Origin of the sequence: Streptomyces sp. CWNU-52B, from assembly GCF_047444975.1 — a bacterium.
GTDB lineage: Bacteria > Actinomycetota > Actinomycetes > Streptomycetales > Streptomycetaceae > Streptomyces.
Map to the genome: position 1 here is coordinate 187,772 of NZ_JBLFJV010000056.1, position 16,208 is coordinate 203,979.

Annotated in this window: 14 protein-coding genes; 6 read left to right on the forward strand and 8 right to left on the reverse strand. The window is 70.7% G+C overall.

Annotation, left to right across the window (positions count from 1 at the left end; genetic code table 11):
- Positions 1 to 126 precede the first annotated feature (126 nt).
- From ACLVWQ_RS36560 to ACLVWQ_RS36570, 3 genes are all read left to right on the forward strand, one after another.
- Complete coding sequence (locus tag ACLVWQ_RS36560) at positions 127 to 1,539, forward strand: homoserine dehydrogenase (RefSeq protein WP_414113579.1); 1,413 nt, start codon at positions 127 to 129, stop codon at positions 1,537 to 1,539.
- Positions 1,539 to 2,897 (forward strand): gluconate:H+ symporter, encoded by a 1,359-nt coding sequence (locus ACLVWQ_RS36565; protein WP_414113580.1) that lies wholly within the window; start codon positions 1,539 to 1,541, stop codon positions 2,895 to 2,897. Before ACLVWQ_RS36560 ends, ACLVWQ_RS36565 begins: the two co-directional genes overlap by 1 nt.
- A 122-nt stretch (positions 2,898 to 3,019) precedes the next feature.
- Positions 3,020 to 3,814: a DeoR/GlpR family DNA-binding transcription regulator gene (locus ACLVWQ_RS36570; protein WP_414113581.1), complete on the forward strand. Its 795-nt coding sequence runs from the start codon at positions 3,020 to 3,022 to the stop codon at positions 3,812 to 3,814.
- A 51-nt stretch (positions 3,815 to 3,865) separates the two neighbouring features.
- Here ACLVWQ_RS36570 and ACLVWQ_RS36575 read toward each other — a convergent pair whose 3' ends face one another.
- Positions 3,866 to 4,609, reverse strand: coding sequence for a class I SAM-dependent methyltransferase (locus tag ACLVWQ_RS36575; RefSeq protein WP_414113582.1), 744 nt, complete (start codon positions 4,607 to 4,609; stop codon positions 3,866 to 3,868).
- Positions 4,610 to 4,743: 134 nt separating this feature from the next.
- On the opposite strand from ACLVWQ_RS36575, the gene ACLVWQ_RS36580 reads away from it, so the two are divergent.
- Positions 4,744 to 5,910: an FAD-dependent monooxygenase gene (locus ACLVWQ_RS36580; RefSeq protein WP_414113583.1), complete on the forward strand. Its 1,167-nt coding sequence runs from the start codon at positions 4,744 to 4,746 to the stop codon at positions 5,908 to 5,910.
- Positions 5,911 to 5,953: 43 nt separating this feature from the next.
- Here the strand turns inward: ACLVWQ_RS36580 and ACLVWQ_RS36585 are convergent, their stop codons facing one another.
- Positions 5,954 to 7,312 carry an MFS transporter gene (locus ACLVWQ_RS36585; RefSeq protein WP_414113584.1) on the reverse strand — a complete coding sequence of 453 codons (1,359 nt, stop codon included), beginning with the start codon at positions 7,310 to 7,312 and terminating at the stop codon, positions 5,954 to 5,956.
- Positions 7,313 to 7,396: 84 nt separating this feature from the next.
- On the opposite strand from ACLVWQ_RS36585, the gene ACLVWQ_RS36590 reads away from it, so the two are divergent.
- The gene (locus ACLVWQ_RS36590) at positions 7,397 to 8,200 is read left to right on the forward strand and encodes an AraC family transcriptional regulator (protein ID WP_414113585.1); all 804 of its coding nucleotides are present in this window, start codon (positions 7,397 to 7,399) and stop codon (positions 8,198 to 8,200) included.
- A 453-nt stretch (positions 8,201 to 8,653) separates the two neighbouring features.
- Positions 8,654 to 9,880 (forward strand): cytochrome P450, encoded by a 1,227-nt coding sequence (locus ACLVWQ_RS36595; RefSeq protein ID WP_414113586.1) that lies wholly within the window; start codon positions 8,654 to 8,656, stop codon positions 9,878 to 9,880.
- A gap of 167 nt (positions 9,881 to 10,047) precedes the next feature.
- On the opposite strand, the gene ACLVWQ_RS36600 is transcribed toward ACLVWQ_RS36595, so the two are convergent.
- The 6 genes from ACLVWQ_RS36600 to ACLVWQ_RS36625 form a co-directional block, all read right to left on the reverse strand.
- On the reverse strand, positions 10,048 to 11,313 hold the full coding sequence (locus ACLVWQ_RS36600; RefSeq protein WP_414113587.1) for a cytochrome P450: 1,266 nt from the start codon (positions 11,311 to 11,313) through the stop codon (positions 10,048 to 10,050).
- The gene (locus ACLVWQ_RS36605; RefSeq protein ID WP_414113588.1) at positions 11,310 to 11,927 is read right to left on the reverse strand and encodes a GTP-binding protein; all 618 of its coding nucleotides are present in this window, start codon (positions 11,925 to 11,927) and stop codon (positions 11,310 to 11,312) included. The genes ACLVWQ_RS36600 and ACLVWQ_RS36605 overlap by 4 nt, the downstream gene beginning before the upstream one ends.
- On the reverse strand, positions 11,908 to 12,264 hold the full coding sequence (locus tag ACLVWQ_RS36610; protein WP_414113589.1) for a DUF742 domain-containing protein: 357 nt from the start codon (positions 12,262 to 12,264) through the stop codon (positions 11,908 to 11,910). The genes ACLVWQ_RS36605 and ACLVWQ_RS36610 overlap by 20 nt, the downstream gene beginning before the upstream one ends.
- Complete coding sequence (locus ACLVWQ_RS36615; protein ID WP_414113693.1) at positions 12,261 to 12,680, reverse strand: roadblock/LC7 domain-containing protein; 420 nt, start codon at positions 12,678 to 12,680, stop codon at positions 12,261 to 12,263. Before ACLVWQ_RS36615 ends, ACLVWQ_RS36610 begins: the two co-directional genes overlap by 4 nt.
- A gap of 131 nt (positions 12,681 to 12,811) precedes the next feature.
- On the reverse strand, positions 12,812 to 14,560 hold the full coding sequence (locus ACLVWQ_RS36620; protein ID WP_414113590.1) for an ATP-binding protein: 1,749 nt from the start codon (positions 14,558 to 14,560) through the stop codon (positions 12,812 to 12,814).
- A 431-nt stretch (positions 14,561 to 14,991) separates the two neighbouring features.
- A complete protein-coding gene (locus ACLVWQ_RS36625) occupies positions 14,992 to 16,185 on the reverse strand; it encodes a phosphatidylinositol-specific phospholipase C1-like protein (RefSeq protein ID WP_414113591.1) in 1,194 nt (397 codons plus the stop codon).
- Between the last annotated feature and the right edge of the window lie 23 nt (positions 16,186 to 16,208).

A 16,208-nucleotide genomic window follows, 5' to 3' on the forward strand; every position in this document is an offset into this window, starting at 1 on the left:
GATACATCTTGTTAACGAGCTCCTCTGTGGCTCTCGCCTCGCTGACGAGTCCGCCTGCGCCGGGAGCACATCGCCGGGAGCACATCACGGCATCACCGCATCGCGCTCGTCATCCAGGAGGGGCCCATGAACCTGCACCATCTGTTCGCCGACACCGGCGACCGGACCGTGCGCTACGCACTGTCCGGAGCCGGAGGCGGCTTCGCCCGGACCCTGCTGGCCCAGACGCCCCGCATCCCCGGGCTCGTCCCCGCCGTCCTCTGCGACCGCGACGTACCGCGGCTGCGCGCGATGCTCCTGGAGCTCGGGTACAGCGCGTCCGACCTGAGTGTCTGCGCCACCGAGGACGAGGTGGCCGCCGCGGCGCACGCGGAGCGCATCGCCCTGGTCGAGAGCGGCGCGCTGCTGCCCGCCGCGCCCTGGGACATCCTGGTCGAGGCCACCGGCAGCCCCGCCGACGGCTACGCGATGGCGAGCCGGGCTCTTTGCGCCGGCCGGCACGTCGCCATGGTCAGCAAGGAGGTCGACTCCGTGGCCGGCCTGCACCTCGCGGACCTCGCGGCCGAGAACGGCGTCGTCTACACCACGGCGGACGGCGACCAGCCCGCCAACCTCATCGGCCTCGTCACCTGGGCACAGTTCCTGGGCCTCGACGTCGTGGCCATCGGGAAGTCCAGCGAGTACGACCTCGTCCTCGACCCCGACACGGGCACGGTCACCCAGCTCGACACCACCGTCCCCGCACCGGAACTCGCCGCGCTGCTCACCCTCGGGGACGACATCCCCGCCACCCTGGCCGCACGTGCGGCGGCGGTGGCGGCGCTGCCGGTCGGCGCCACCGCCGACTACTGCGAGATGGCCGTCGTCGCCACGAACACCGGCTTCCGCCCCGACATCGAGCTGCTGCACTACCCGGTGGCCCGCATCGCCGAACTCGCCGACATCTACGCGCTGCGCGAGGACGGCGGGGTGCTCCACCGACCCGGAGCGGTCGACGTGTTCAGCGCGCTGCGGCTGCCGCAGGAGGCGTCCTTCGCCGGCGGCGTGTTCGTCGTGGTCCGCACCGGTGACGAGGTCACCTGGGAGACACTGCGGGGCAAGGGCCACGTCGTCAGCCGCGACGGCCGGTACGCCGCGATCTACCTGCCGTACCACCTCATGGGCGTGGAGACGCCGCTCTCCCTGCTCTCCGCGGTGCTGCACAACCGCCCCTCCGGAGGCACCGACCCGCGCGCCCACGCCGCGCTCGCGGGCCGCGCACAGCAGGACCTGCCCGCCGGGACCGTCCTGGCCATGGGCGGGCACCACCACGACGTCACCGACGTGCAGGCCGTCCTGCTGCGCGACGAGGACACCCCGGCCGACGTCGCCCCGCTCTACCTCGCCGCCCACTGCACGCTCGCCCGGCCGGTCGCCGCAGGTGAACTCGTCCGGCTGGCCGACCTCGCCGACGCCGACGAGAACCTGCTGCGGGCCTGGACGCTGGGCCGCGCCTCCCGCGCCACCGCCACCGCCACCGCTGCCGGGCAGGTCCGCTGATGGACACGGACATCCAGCACCTCCTCCTCGGCGTGGCGGCCGTCGTCGTCCTGATCCTGCTGATCACCAAGGCCAAGCTGCACCCCTTCCTGGCGCTGAGCATCTCCGCCCTGGGCCTGGGACTCGCCGCCGGCATCGGGCCGGGCAAGACCGTCGAGTTCTTCCAGAACGGCTTCGGCGACGCGCTCAAGAGCACCGGCCCCACCATCGGCCTCGGCACCCTTCTCGGCGGCATCCTGCTGGGCTCCGGCGGGGCCGACCGCATCGCCACCGTCTTCATCGGGGCGCGGCCGGTCAAGTGGATCCCCACCGCGATCACCGCGGCGGCCCTCCTCATCGGCATGCCGCACCTGTTCGACGTCAGCTTCGTGATGCTCGTACCCCTGGTGTACGCGGTCGCCAAGCGCACCGGCTCCCATCTGCTGTACGTCGGACTGCCGATGGCGGCCGGCCTCTACATCTCGCACGGCCTGCTGCCCCCGCACCCCTCACCGACGCTCGCCGTCTCGGCCTACGGTGCCAACACGGGCCTGACCATCATGTACGGCCTCATCATCGGCATCCCGATCGCCGTCGTGAGCGGCCCGCTGCTGACCAAGGTCGCCAGCCGCTGGTTCGGGCCCGCTCCGGACCTCGACAAGGGGCCCGTTCCCGAGCCCGAGCCCCTGCCCGAGAACCAGCGGCGGCAGGCGTCCTTCACGCTGGCGCTGATCACCGTGCTGCTGCCGCCGGTGCTCATGCTGATCGGCACGGTCGGCACGTCCCACACGGCCGAGGGCACCCTGCCGTACTCGTTCTTCGAGGCCTGCGACTCCTCCGTGCTGTCCCTGCTGGCAGCCGTCGTGTTCGCCTTCTTCGCCCTGGGTGTGCGCTCCGGCTTCGGTCTCGGACAGCTCCAGAAGATGGCGGGCAAGGGACTCGGTCCGGTCGGCGGCATCGTCCTGATCCTCGGTGCGGGCGGCGGCCTCAAGGCGATGCTGACCGCCACCGGCATCGACAAGATCATCTCGGACTACGCGGTGGACTGGTCGATACCCCCGCTGCTGCTGGCCTGGCTCGTCGCCGCGCTGCTGCGGATCTGCCTGGGCTCGGCCACGGTCGCGACCGCGGCGGCCACCGGCATCGTCGCACCGCTGCTCGGCGCCTATCCCGGTCTCTCGCCCGAGCTGATGGTGCTGGCCTCCGCCTCGGGCGCCGTCATGCTGTCCCATGTGAACGACTCGGGGTTCTGGCTCTTCAAGGAGTACTTCCAGCTCTCCGTGTCCCAGACCTTCCGCACCTGGACGCTCATGCTGTCCCTGCAGTCGCTGCTCAGCCTCGGGGGAGTGCTGCTCCTCAGCACGTTCGTCGGCGGCTGACCGCACGGGCACCGCCGGGCCCGCCGGACACGGCACACGGTCCCGGCGTGAGCGGGGGACCGGCAAGAGCGGCACAATCTCCAGCGACCGACGTGGTGAGACGACAGGAAGGACCACCGACGATGGCCGAGGAACGCTCCCTCCCGCTGATTCCGGACCAGCGGCGCGAGCAGTTGCTGAAGCACCTGCGCCGCGACGGAGTGCTCAGCGTCCAGCAGATCACCCAGCTCCTCGGCGTCTCGCACATGACGGTCCGCCGGGACATCGCCGAACTGGAGCGCCAGGGGCAGGTCTTCTCCGTACCGGGCGGCGCCCGGATCGCCAGTCATCTGCAGAGCGAACCCAGCCACCAGGCCAAGACGCTCATCGAGCAGCCCGAGAAACAGGCCATGGCCGCCGAGGCGGCGGACCTGGTCGAGGACGGCATGACCGTCTACCTCGACGCGGGTACGACCCTGTCGGCCATGGTCCCGTTCCTCGTGCACCACACCACGCTGACCGTCGTCACCAACGACTTCACCACCGTGGACCAGCTGATGGCCGCCGCCCCGCACCTCGACCTCATCCATGTCGGCGGGAAGGTGGAGCCCGCCAACCGGTCGAGTGTCGGCCGTCTCGCCGCCACCGTTCTGCGGCAACTCGCCCTGGACGTGGCCTTCATCAGCACCAGTTCATGGGATCTCCTGCGCGGCGTGACCACTCCCTCCGACCTCAAGGTGGAGGTCAAGCAGACGGCCATGGAGTGCACGGGTACGTCGGTACTCGTCGCGGGATCCTCGAAGTTCGGCACCTTCGGCAAGTACCGGGTGGCCGGTCTCAGCGCGTTCGACACGATCATCACGGACCGCGCGCTGGCCGACGCGGCGGCCGAGGGCGTACGCGCCTCGGGAACCGAACTGCGCCTGGTGAATGCCTGAAGAGCGCGCCGGTGACCGGCTGTTGAGGGGGAGTACGTCTCCTTCCTACGTCTACCGTGTCGGCGGGATCCGGTAGACGGAGACATGGGAGCGCGACTCGGCGGTGAACGCGGAGCCGTCCCAGTCGGCGTCCCTGGACTCCAGGGTGAATCCGGCCAGTCGGGCCATGAGATCGAGCTCGGCGGGCCAGATGTAGCGATGCGGGCTGCGGAACAGCCGCGCCTGCTCGGTCTCGTCGAACGTGAAGTGGTGCGAGACGACCCGCTGGTGCAGGACGTCATAGGTGTCCAGGCCGATGTAGCCGGACTCGGAGTGACAGACCATGGCCTTCTGGCCCGGCGGGAGCTTGCGCAGTTCCGGTACCCAGAGCTCGATCACGAACCGTCCGCCGGGCGTGAGATGACGGGCGGCGTTACGGAAACACTCGACCTGCTCGGCCTGGGTGAGCAGGTTCGAGATCGTGTTGAAGACGAGGTAGACCAGGCTGAACCTGCCGGGAACGGCAGTCGTCGCCATGTCACCGATGACCACGGGGATCGTCGCCTCGTCGGCCTTGGTCCTCAGCTGGTCCACCATGGGGCGTGACAACTCGACGCCGGTCACGGGGACTCCGCGCCCGGCGAGCGGTACGGCCACCCGGCCGGTGCCGATGGCGAACTCGAGGGCGGCGCCGTCCCCCGCGAGGCGGGCGAGGCGGTCCACGGTCGGCCCCAGGATCTCAGGTGCGAACATCCCGGTGCCGGGCGTGTCGTACCGCCGGGCGGCGTCGGCGTTCCAGATCTTCTCCTGCTGCATGGCGCCAACGCTCGTCGCCGGCCGATGTGTTGTCCAACGAATTACGACCTATGACGGGCCGCCGACGGGCGGTTGAATGGGTCGTCGCCCGCCGCTACCGGTGCCGGCGAGCGGGTCGAGGCCGGGGGGTCGGTGTGCGGGCGATCGTCGTGGGAGCGGGCATCGGCGGACTGGCGGCGGCGCTGAGTCTGCGCCGGGCGGGCCATGAGGTGACGCTGATCGAGCAGACCCCGCGGTTCACCGAGATCGGGGCCGGCATCCAGCTCGCGCCCAACGCCACCCGCGTACTGCGCCGGCTGGGCCTGCTGGACGCGGTCGCCGCGCGGGCCTTCCGCCCCTCCCGGATGCGGTTTCGCACCTGGTCCGACGGGGCCGACGTCTGCAGTTATCTGCTCGGGCGCGAGGTCGAGGAGGAGTTCGGGGCGCCGTATCTGCTTCTCCACCGGGCCGATCTGCACGAGGTCCTGGCTGCCGCCGTGCCGGCCGGATCGGTGCGGCTGGGCACCACGGTCGTGGGCATCGACCAGGACGCCGGGGCCGCGTACGTGACCCTGGCGAGCGGTGAGCGGCTGGGCGGCGACCTGGTCGTGGCCGCGGACGGGATACGGTCCGCCGCCCGCCAGTGGCTCTTCGGCGCGGACGAGGCGCTCTTCTCGAAGACCGCCGCCTACCGGGCGCTGCTCCCGGCCGGCGAGGTGGCCGACCTGGAGCTGCCCGAACTGGCCGTCTGGATGGGGCCGGACCGGCACTTCGTCCACTACTGGGTGCGCCGCGGCGAACTGCTCAACGTGGTGGCGGTGTTCACGGCGGAGGAGGCGCGGGAGTCCTGGACCGCTCGGGCCGAACCGGGGGAGCAGCTGGGCGAGTTCGCGGGGTGGGACCCCCGAGTGCTCAGCGTCCTGGAACGCGCGGGACAGGTGCTGCGCTACGGCATCTACACCCGAGCCCCGCTCACGCGGTGGAACGCCGGACGGGTGACCCTGCTGGGCGACAGCGCCCACGCGATGGTGCCGTTCCTGGCCCAGGGCGCGGCCCAGGCGATCGTGGACGCGGCGGTGCTGGGCGACGTCCTCACGGGCGCGACACCGGCGGAGGTGCCCGACGCGCTCGGCCGGTACGTACGCCGGCGGCTGGCCACCGCCACGGGCATGCAGGCCGGCGCGGCGCGGGCGGGTGACGAGTTCCACCTGCCGGACGGACCCGAGGCCCGCGCCCGCAACGCCCGCATGGCGGCCCACGCGGCCCGGAACAGGTTCATGCCACAGGCGACCGGCTGGGCGTCCCCGGAGCCCGGACCGTGAGGCTCGGGTCGCCCCTCCCGCCACGGGTGTCACACGACGGACCTCATGCCGCGGTGACGTCGTAGCGCCAGAAGGGCCGCACGAGCAGGGCGCCGCCGAGGACGACGGCCATGCAGAGCAGTGAGCTGCCCGTCCACGCCACACCGAGTCCGGTGGCGGAGGCCATCGCGCCGGCCCGCAGGTCCCCGAGGCGGGGACCGCCCGCGACGACGACGGTGAAGACGCCTTGCAGACGGCCACGCAGGGCGTCGGGCGCGTAGGTCTGCAGGATCGTCTGGCGATAGACCGCGCTGACCAGGTCGGCCGCTCCGGCGGTGGCCAGCAGGACCACGGCGGCGAGGAGATGGTGGGCGGTGCCCGCGAGGGCGATGGCCGCCGCCCAGACGACGACCGCGAGGGCCAGGGCCCGGCCCTGACGGCGTACGCGGCCGATCCATCCGCTGCACAGTCCCGCCGCGACGGATCCGAGGGCGATGGCCGAGTACAGCAGACCCACTCCGCCGCCGAAGCGCACCTGAGCGGCCTGCGGGAACAGGGCGGTGGGCATGGCCAGTGTCATCGCGGCGATGTCGACCGCGAAGGACATCCAGAGCACGGGGGCGGCCGCGATGAAGCGCAGGCCGTCGAGGACCGAGCGCAGCCCGCCGGTGCGGACCCCCGATCCCGTCGGCCTGACCGAGGGCAGGCGAAGGGCCGAGTACAGCAGGAGGGAGAACAGCACGGCGTCGGCGGCGTAGGCCCAGCTGTAGCCGTGCGGCAGCGAGATGAGGAGGCCGGCCACCAGCGGTCCGGCGACCTGTCCGACATTGCCGGCGGTGAAGTACAGGGTGTTGGCGGCGGGCACCAGGGGCGTGGGAACGACGCGGGGGATGATCGCGCCCCGGGCGGCGGACGACATGGCGAACGCGCCGGCCTGGACGGCGACGAGGACGAGGATGAGCGGCACGGAGCGCAGCTCGGCGACCGCCTGGAACAGCAGGGCCAGCGTGGTCACCCAGGTGGCGAACGCCGAGGCCAGGTACAGCACACGGCGGTCGAACCGGTCGGCGACGGCACCCCCGTACAGGCCGAGGACCACGAGCGGCACGAGGCCGGCCAGCCCTGTCAGCCCCACGGACAGCGAGGAGTGGGACAGCGCGTACACCTGCACCGGGATGGTGACCGCGGTGACCATGGTCCCGACGTAGGCCGCGCTCTGTCCGATCAGCAGGCGTCGGAAGACGGGGTGCGCCAGGGGCCGGGTGTCGAGCGCGACGCCCCGCAGACCGGAGACCGTCCGGGACTTCAGTGAGGGCGGAGACGAAGGCGGAGGCGGGGGCGAGGGCGGGGCCGGAGCCGGGAGCGGAGCGGGAGACGGGGTGACGGGCGGGGGGCCGGGTGAGGCGGGGGGCGTCGTGGACATGGTGATCACGCTGGCAGCACCGGACGGCCCACCGCTTCCGTTATTCTGCCGTCATATATCGGAAAACGGTCAGAGGGGGCAGCGGTGGGGGCGGTGGTGAAGACGGAGGCGTGGACCGGCCCGCGGACCGGTCCGCGGGCCGAGGAGGAGACAGCCGCGGCGGAGCCCAGGGACAGCACGCATGCCCACCTCGCCGGTGAGATCATCGGCCGCCATCAGCACGGCTACCACCAGCTTCTCTACGTCAGCGCGGGCGTACTGGCGGTCCGGACGGACGAGGCGTCCTGGGTGGCGTCCAGCGCGCGCGCCGTCTGGATTCCGGCGGGGACCTGGCACCGGCACCGGGTGCACGGGCACAGTTCCGTGCACACGCTCGGCTTCCCGGCCCACGACGTACTGCTCAGGTCCGAGACGCCGGTCGTCGTGGCCGTGGACGCCCTGGTGCGCGAACTGATCATCGCCTGCAGCGAACCGGCCCTCCCGCAGCCGGAGGCGCGCCGGCTGCGCGCCGTGCTGCGGGACCGGCTGCGGCGGGCCCTCGTCGAGCCGCTGACGCTGCCTACCTCCGGCCACCCCCTGCTGCGACAGGCGTGCACGCTGGTGACCGACGACCTGCGCAGTCCACGGACCGCCGCCTGGCTGGCGCGGCACATCGGCGTGAGTGAGCGGACCCTGGCCCGGCTGTTCCGGACCGAGTTCGGCATGACGTACCCGCAGTGGAGGACCAACGTACGGGTCTTCCACGCCATGGTGCTGCTGGCCGAAGGAGCGAACGTCAGCGAGACGGGACGGCAGTGCGGATGGGCGACGACCAGCGCGTTCATCGACACGTTCAGCCGCACCATGGGCCAGACCCCGGGGACCTACCGCATCGGCCCCGGGGAGTAGCCCACCCGGTCGGGCGGGGCCGGTCGCGCGAGGGCCGGCCGGGGCCGCCGCCCGGGTGATGAACAGCCGTCTCCACGTGCTGACCGCCAGCCCGCTGTGCAGGGCCCGGTAGGCGGACAGGGGACATGTGCGACGACCCGACCCGTGGGGCCGACGGACGCCGCCCTGACACGTGTCGTGTGCGGCCTGGCCGAAATCTTTCGCCGGTTCGAGGTGTGGCGGCATGACGTCGAGTCAACCGTCGTTGCCCCGGCCACGGATTCGGCACCGGATTCCGTGGGAAGGGTCGAAAGTGACCGAACTGTCGGGGTGAATGTGGCGGAACGTTACATCGGGAGACGGACGCGGCCTTGGACGGCCAAACGGTCAACTTCGGCCAAGACTGGACTGTTTGAGCCATCGAAAGATCATTAACCTGTTCCTCGACGGCACGCATCAACCAAGAGGAGTTCCGTGTCCACTGCCCAGCAGGTGCCCGACATCCTCTCGCCCGAGTTCGCCGCGGATCCCTACACCGCGTACACGACGATGCGAGAGAAAGAACCCCTGATCTGGCACGAGGCCACCCAGAGCTACATCATTTCCCGCTACGACGACGTCGAACGTGTATTCAAGGACAAGAAGTCCGAGTTCACGACCGACAACTACGACTGGCAGCTGGAGCCGGTGCACGGCAAGACGATCCTCCAGCTCAGCGGCCGCGAGCACGCCGTGCGGCGCGCACTCGTCGCCCCCGCGTTCCGCGGCAGCGACCTTCAGGAGAAGTTCCTGCCGGTCATCGAGCGCAACTCGCACGAACTCATCGACGGCTTCCGGTACTCGGGCTCCGCCGACATCGTCAGCGACTACGCGACCCGCTTCCCGGTCAACGTCATCGCCGACATGCTGGGCCTGGACAAGGCCGACCACGCCCGCTTCCACGGCTGGTACACGGCTGTCATCGCCTTCCTCGGCAACCTCTCCGGTGACGCCGAGGTGACCGCGGCCGGCGAGCGCACCCGCCGGGAGTTCGCCGAGTACATGATCCCGATCATCCGTGACCGGCGCGACAACCTGGGCGACGACCTGCTCTCCACGCTCTGCGCCGCCGAGGTCGACGGCGTCCGGATGAGCGACGAGGACATCAAGGCGTTCTGCAGCCTGCTGCTCGCCGCCGGCGGGGAGACCACGGACAAGGCGATAGCCGGCATCCTCGCCAACCTGCTGCTGAACCCCGAGCAGCTGGCGGCGGTCCGCGAGGACCGGAGCCTGATATCGGCGGCCTTCGCCGAGACGCTGCGCTTCACCCCTCCGGTCCACATGATCATGCGTCAGTCGGCCACCGAGGTCGAGGTCTCGGGTGGCACCATCCCGCGCGGCGCCACGGTGACGTGTCTCATCGGGGCCGCCAACCGGGACGAGCGCCGCTACAGCGATCCCGACCGGTTCGACATATTCCGGAGCGACCTCACCACGACCTCCGCGTTCTCGGCCGCCGCCGACCATCTCGCCTTCGCGCTGGGCCGGCACTTCTGCGTCGGCGCGCTGCTCGCCAAGGCGGAGGTCGAAATAGGTCTGAACCAGCTGCTCGACGCGATGCCCGATCTGCGTCTCGCCGACGGCTTCGACCCCGTGGAGCAGGGCGTGTTCACCCGCGGCCCGCAGTCCCTGCCGGTGCGCTTCACCCCGGCCACCGCCTGAGCCGGACCCGGCGGTGACCCACTTCCCGCGCGTGTCCGGGATCCCAGGAATCCCGGACACGCGCCCCGAAGGGGCGCGGGGAACTGCGCGACCAGCCACGACGACGCGCCCGCGGACAACTCACCGGACTCACCGGACCCACCGGACTAGCTGAACCCAGCGGAGCGCTAGTGCACCGCCGGCGTGAACTGCACCGGAAGGGACGTCAGACCGCGCATCCAGATGGACGGCCGCCAGGTCAGCTCGTCCGGGTCGACGCCGAGCACCAGGTCGGGCAGGCGCTCCAGCAGCGTCTCCACCGCCGTGCGCGCCATCACGTCCGCGAGGAGCGGCGCCGGATAGGGGCAGCGGTGCTCGCCGTTGCTGAAGGACAGGTGCGAGGAGTTCTCGGCCCCGACATGCGACTCGGGCCAGATCTGCGGGTCCGTGTTGGCCGCCGCGAGCCCGAGGACCAGGCAGTCGCCCTCACGGATGAGCCGCCCGCCCAGCTGCGTGTCGCGCACGGCCCAGCGGCCGATGAAGTTCTGGGTCGGGGTGTCCAGCCACAGCACCTCGTTCAGCGCGTCGCCGACACTGACCCGGCCACCGGAGACGTTCACCGCGAACCGCTCGTCGGTCAGCAGCAGACGCAGGGTGTTGCAGATCCAGTTGGCGGTCGGCTGCTGCGCGGCGGCGATGACGGAGATCAGGTCCTGCACGATCTCCTCGTCACTGAGATCCGCCGGATGCTGCAGCATCCGTGAGGTGACGTCGGGCCCCGGACGCTCCCGCTTCTCCTTGACCAGCTGCATGATGCGCTCCCCGACGCGCATGTACGCGGCCACCGGGTCGTCGCCCTCGCTCGCGTCGAGCGAGATCCGCAGATCGTCGACGAGCTGCTCGGTGTCCGCGCTGTCCTGCGGCATACCGCACATCCACAGCACCGCACGGGCCGGCAGGGCGTGCGCGTACGAGCTCATCAACTCGGCCTGACCGCTGCCGCCGAAGGCGGTGATCAGCTGCTCGGCGATCGTCTGGCACTCGCGGGCCAGCTCGAACTGGTCGACCCCCTCCAGCGCCTGCGTGATGACGCCGGCCCGGCGCTGATGCTCCGCGCCCTCGGCGAACAGCACGGACGGCTGGTAACCGACGAACGGCAGCAGCGGCCAGTCCGCCGGGATGTTCGGCCACTGGTTCCAGCGCCGGGAGTCCCGTGCGAACAGCTCGTCGTGGCTGGTCACATAGCTGACCTCGGGGTAACCGAGCACGAGCCAGGCGGGGATGTCGCCGTCGAGCATGACCGGCGCCACCGCCCCGTGCTCCCTGCGCATCGTGCGGTACAGCTGCGAGGGCGTCTGCTGGTACTCGAGACCGCCCAGCTGCACCGCGGCGCCGTGGGCCGGGCAGCCCGGTGGAGGTGTGTTCGTGGACGTGGAGCCGGTGGTGTCGCTCACGTAGTCCCCTCCTGGGACAGGGCCAATGAGTAGAGATGGTCCACGAGAGTGATCAGGACCTCTTTGCCCGACGACCTGACCCGCGCGTCACAGTCGACCATGGGCACATGGTCTCCCAGCGCGAGCGCCTGACGGATCTCGTCGAGCGAGAACTGCGGGTCGTCGCCGTCGAACCGGTTGATGGCCACCACGAAGGGCGTCTTGTGATGTTCGAGTCTGTCTATCGCGTACCAGGAGTCCTCCATGCGCCGGGTGTCGACGAGGACGATCGCACCCAGGGTGCCGGAGAACAGCCGGTCCCACAGGAACCAGAAGCGCTCCTGGCCCGGTGCGCCGAACAGGTAGAGCACCATGCGCTGGTTGAGACTGATGCGCCCGAAGTCGAACGCGACGGTCGTGGTGGTCTTCCGCTCCACACCCGCCGTCTCGTCGACGCCCTGCCCCGCCTGCGTCATCACCTCTTCGGTGTTCAGCGGCCGGATCTCGCTGACCGAGCGGACCAGTGTGGTCTTGCCGGCACCGAACCCGCCCACGACGACGATCTTCAGGCCGGTCTCGGCGGCATCGGCCAACGGCGTGCGCTGGGCGGGCAGCTCAGAGGTTGCGGAGCCCATGGAGCACCTCCTGGAGCAAGGCGGTTTCGGGGAGGGTCGCGACCGAGTCGGCCGCGCGAGGGTGACGGGCGCTCACCTTGCCCATGGCATGGAGGTCGCCCAGGAGGATCCGTACGACGGTGATCGGCAGCTTGAGCTCGGCCGAGACCTCGACCAGCGCCGTCGGATGCCGGCACATCTCGAGGATCCGGGTGTGCTCGGACTGCATCCCGGCGGTGGGCTCGCACTCACTGACGATCAGCGTGACCAGGTCGAAGGCGTCGTCGGACTCGCTGCGTCCGCCCGTGACCGTGTAGAGCCGGTCGGGGTCGCCGATGTCCACGGGTTTGCGGCTCACGCCGAGGCACCCCGGGAGACGGGCGTGCGCGGCTCGGCCCTGAGATGGTCACCGATCTGCTCCACCAGCTCGGTCATCTGATGGCCGACGACACCAGGGTCGGCGCTCTCCTCGGCGACGACCGCGAGGTGCGCGCCCTGGCCGGCCTCCACGATGAACAGGAGGCCTCCGTGGAACTCGGTCATGGAGTGCCGGACGCCGCCGGTTCCGTCACCGAACTCCACCGACGCGCCCTGCGCGAGGGCCTGGATGCCGGAGCAGATCGCCGACAGCTGGTCGGCCTGGTCGAGGGTCAGGTGCTCCGTCCAGCACAGTTTCAGACCGTCCCGTGACAGGACGAGTGCGTGGCGGGTGCCCGGTGTGCGCTCCAAGAGGTTCATCAAGAGCCAGGTGAGGCTGTTGTCAGTGGTCTCCATGATGGGCGGGGCGGGTGATGACCTGTCGGTGGTCACCCGGCCCGTTCCTCCAATCCAACGGGGTGCGGCGAATCAGTGCGGGGAGTGCTGGGTGGGCATGCGATGCCCTGAGCTGTGCGAGGGGCCGGGTCCTAGCCGTCCGCCCCGGGACCGGTCTCGTGACCGGCGTCCTCATCGGGAGCGGCGGGCGAGGAGCCACCGTGGGTCCCTCCGGACTGCCGCCCGCGGTGGAAGGCGCCGAACCGGCTGCCGGCGTCGCGCGCCGGACCGGTGCCGCTCTCCTGGGTGCGGGGCGGCTCGGTCGTCGTCCTGGGCCGTCCTCGTTCCGCCTCGGCCATCGTGTGGCCGGGAGCCCGGACCGGCAGGCCGTTGGGGGTGGCGGGACCGCGCCTGCGGGGGATGTCGGCCGGGGGTGCCTCTGCCGCGGACTCGACCGGCCTGCCCCGTACCGGGAACGTTTCCTCGACCGCGGGAGCCGGCGCGGCGGCCGGTACCTCCGCGGTGTGACGCGTGGGTTCGGGGGTCACCGGTTCGCGCTGCTGGGCCATGAGCTGGGGCGGCAGCAGGACGACGACGCCGGTGCCGCCGCGCGACGAGGGGCGGTAGTTGACGCTGATGCCGTGCTTGGCGGCGAGCCGTCCCACCACGCTCAGGCCCAGCCGGGTGCCCTGGAGCGAGGCGAGGTCGGTGATCTTGCCCGACACCGAGCCCTCCGCCCGGCGCATGGAGGCGTCGGACATCTTCAGGCCGCTGTCCTCGATGGTGACGACGAGTCCGGCGCTGCGCTCCTCCACGTACACGTGGACCTCGTCGATCGGCGGCGAGAAGTTGGCGGCGTTGTCCATGAGCTCGGCGAGCAGGTGCATCACGCCCTCGGCGGCGAAGCCCGCGATGGCGGCCTTGCTGGAGTTGTGCAGCCGCACCCGCCGGTAGGCGGCGATCCGGCCGACGGAGCCGCGCAGGATGCTCTCCATGACGATCGGCTTGTTCCAGACGCGGCTGGAGCGGCCGCCCATCAGCAGGGCGAGCCGGTCGGTCATGAGGCCCAGCTGGGAGGTGCTGTGGTCCAGCCGCAGCAGATCGCCGAAGATCTCCCCGCCGTGGCGGTCCTGCATGTCCCGGAGGTCGGCGAGCATGCCGACGGTCTTGGCCTGGACCCGGCTGAGCGCCTTCGCGGAGGCGGCCTGGGCGGCGGCGGAACGGCGCTCGCTGTACGCGAGTTCGCGGATGAACGATTCGGCGGGGGCGCGCAGCAGGGGGTTGAGCGGCCAGTCGAGTTTGGCGAGCACGGTGTCGGCGGAGCTGCCCTCGCGCAGCAGGGCCACCGCGGCGGGCAGTGTGTCGTTGGCCAGGCGCTCCAGTTCCTTGGTGCCCTGGTCCAGTTCACGCCGCAGCGCTTCGAGGTTCGTCCGCGTCTCGATGGTCCGCCGAACCGATTCGGCGACCTCGGCGGTGAAGACGTGCAGCATCCGGCGCAGATACGGGTCGGAAGGTATGGGCAGCCCGGCCAGGATCTCGTCCGCGCCGGTGCCGTTCTTGAGCTGCTCGGCTATCGACGGCAGGGTCACGTTGACCAGTTGGTCGGTCTCGGCGCCGTGCTGCATCCAGTTGTTCTTGGTCATCTCCAGTTCACCGGCGCGTGACACCGTCTGGCGCTGGGCCCGACGCAGCCGGACGGAGGTGAAGGCGACGACGGCCGCGATGCAGCCCCATGCGGCGATCGCCGTGCCCGCCACCCAAGGTCTGGCACCTTCGGGGGCGAGGCCGACGGCCGTGCCGGCCCCGGCGGCGGTGACGACCAGGACCGCGGGGAACACGGCCGAAGAGGAACCCGACTTCTGCGCAGATCGGCGCTGGCGGGGGCGAGCAGGCACTGGCATTCCGCGGTCCCTCGGTCCGTGCGAGCAGGTGTACGTCCACGATTGAAACATCGTCTGAGACTTCGTCGCGAACCCGGAAGACGGTAGCCCATCTTCCGGATCGAGCGCGTGGCTCATGCTAGTCACCGCACCTGGCAGGTGGACCCCAACAAAGGGCCCATCCCTCACAAGACTTCACTTCGTCGAGAAATGACTACCGCGACACCGATGTGTGGTAGTTGAACTGAGTTGGTGTCGGCTGATTCATGGCCCGCGCCGGTCGACATTTTCATGCGCTTTGCCGGTCCCTCGTCGTATTCGGGACTTTGTGCCGTCCGGCCGACAGGGTCTAGTTTCAGTCAACTACCGCCACCCGGTGGCCGATGATCCAGCGGACCTGACGGTGCGACGGGGCGAGACGGCACTGGAGGAGTGGGGTGCGGCCGCCCCGGTCAGGGTTCCAGCGGACTCCGCGGGCACTGCCACTTCCGTACGTTGACCGGATTGCAGCGCACCGGCCCCGTGGTGCCGGGCAGTTCGGCGACGTAGTCGGAGCCGTAGCGGGCGGCGAGCCCGGGGGCCGGGAAGTCGGTGCTCACCATCTGGGCGCCGGACGCCAGTGCGTCGGTGAGCATACGCGTGTCACCGGTGGCCGCCTCCTTGAGCGCACCGTCGGCGTTGGTGCGTACGAAGTAGCCGCGCCTCACCAGGTCCTGGACGACGGCCCGCTCGGCTCCGGTGGGGTCGTCGACGTTCATGAACGCGGCGTCGGGGCGCCCCGCCTCGGACGACGTGAACAGGACCCGGCCCTGGAGGCTCTCGCGTCCGCCCGCACGGTAGGCGTCCTGGATCCGCCGGTCGTCGTTCTCCATCAGGAACATCACCTTGCCGCGGGACTGGGAGACCCTCGGCCAGCCGTGCTCCAGCACCGACTGCTCCAGGGTCCGGCCCTCGTCGCGGATGTCGTCCGCCGTGACGGTGGCCTCGTCCGGGAAGACCGTACGGATCTCGGCGTCCAGCGCGTCGAGCTGGGCGGTGTCCCAGGGCGGGCTCTTGACACCGCCCAGCTCCTCCAGGACCGGGTCGGTCTGCTTGAGTTCGAGCAGGATCGGCACGGTGACATGACCGGGCCGCCGCTCGGACCACTCCTTGACCTGGGTGAGACAGCTCCTGAGGGTGACGCAGGAACTCCGGTAGTCGAAGTCGGCCACGTGCAGCACCTTGAAGCCGGGCTTCTCCAGCTCCGCGTCGGCCGGCGCCGGCAGCTGCGCGGCCCTGCGGATCAGCGGGTCCGCGTACAGGCCGCCCTGCGGGTCCGGGTAGACGTCCAGTTCGATGCCGCGCGCCCGCTGCCGGTCGAACTGCTGACGCAGTGACGCGTGGCTGTAGAGGAGGTCGCGGAAGTCCGGAAACTTCTCCTCCATGAACTTCTGCTCGACGAACGAGACTTCGCGGTGATAGCTGTTGTGGGTGGCGATCGCCTGGACCTCGTTGATCCGCAGCCCGCGGTCCGGACCGCGGGCCTGATCGTGGTCCGGCTGAGCCTGCGCGGCCGACGAGAGCGCCGCGACCGCGACGATCACGGTCGCGGCGGCGAACCAACCACGGAACCCGGCCGGCCGTTCCCCGCTGAAGTACCTGTGCACATCGACCTCCTGTCAGGGAGGCG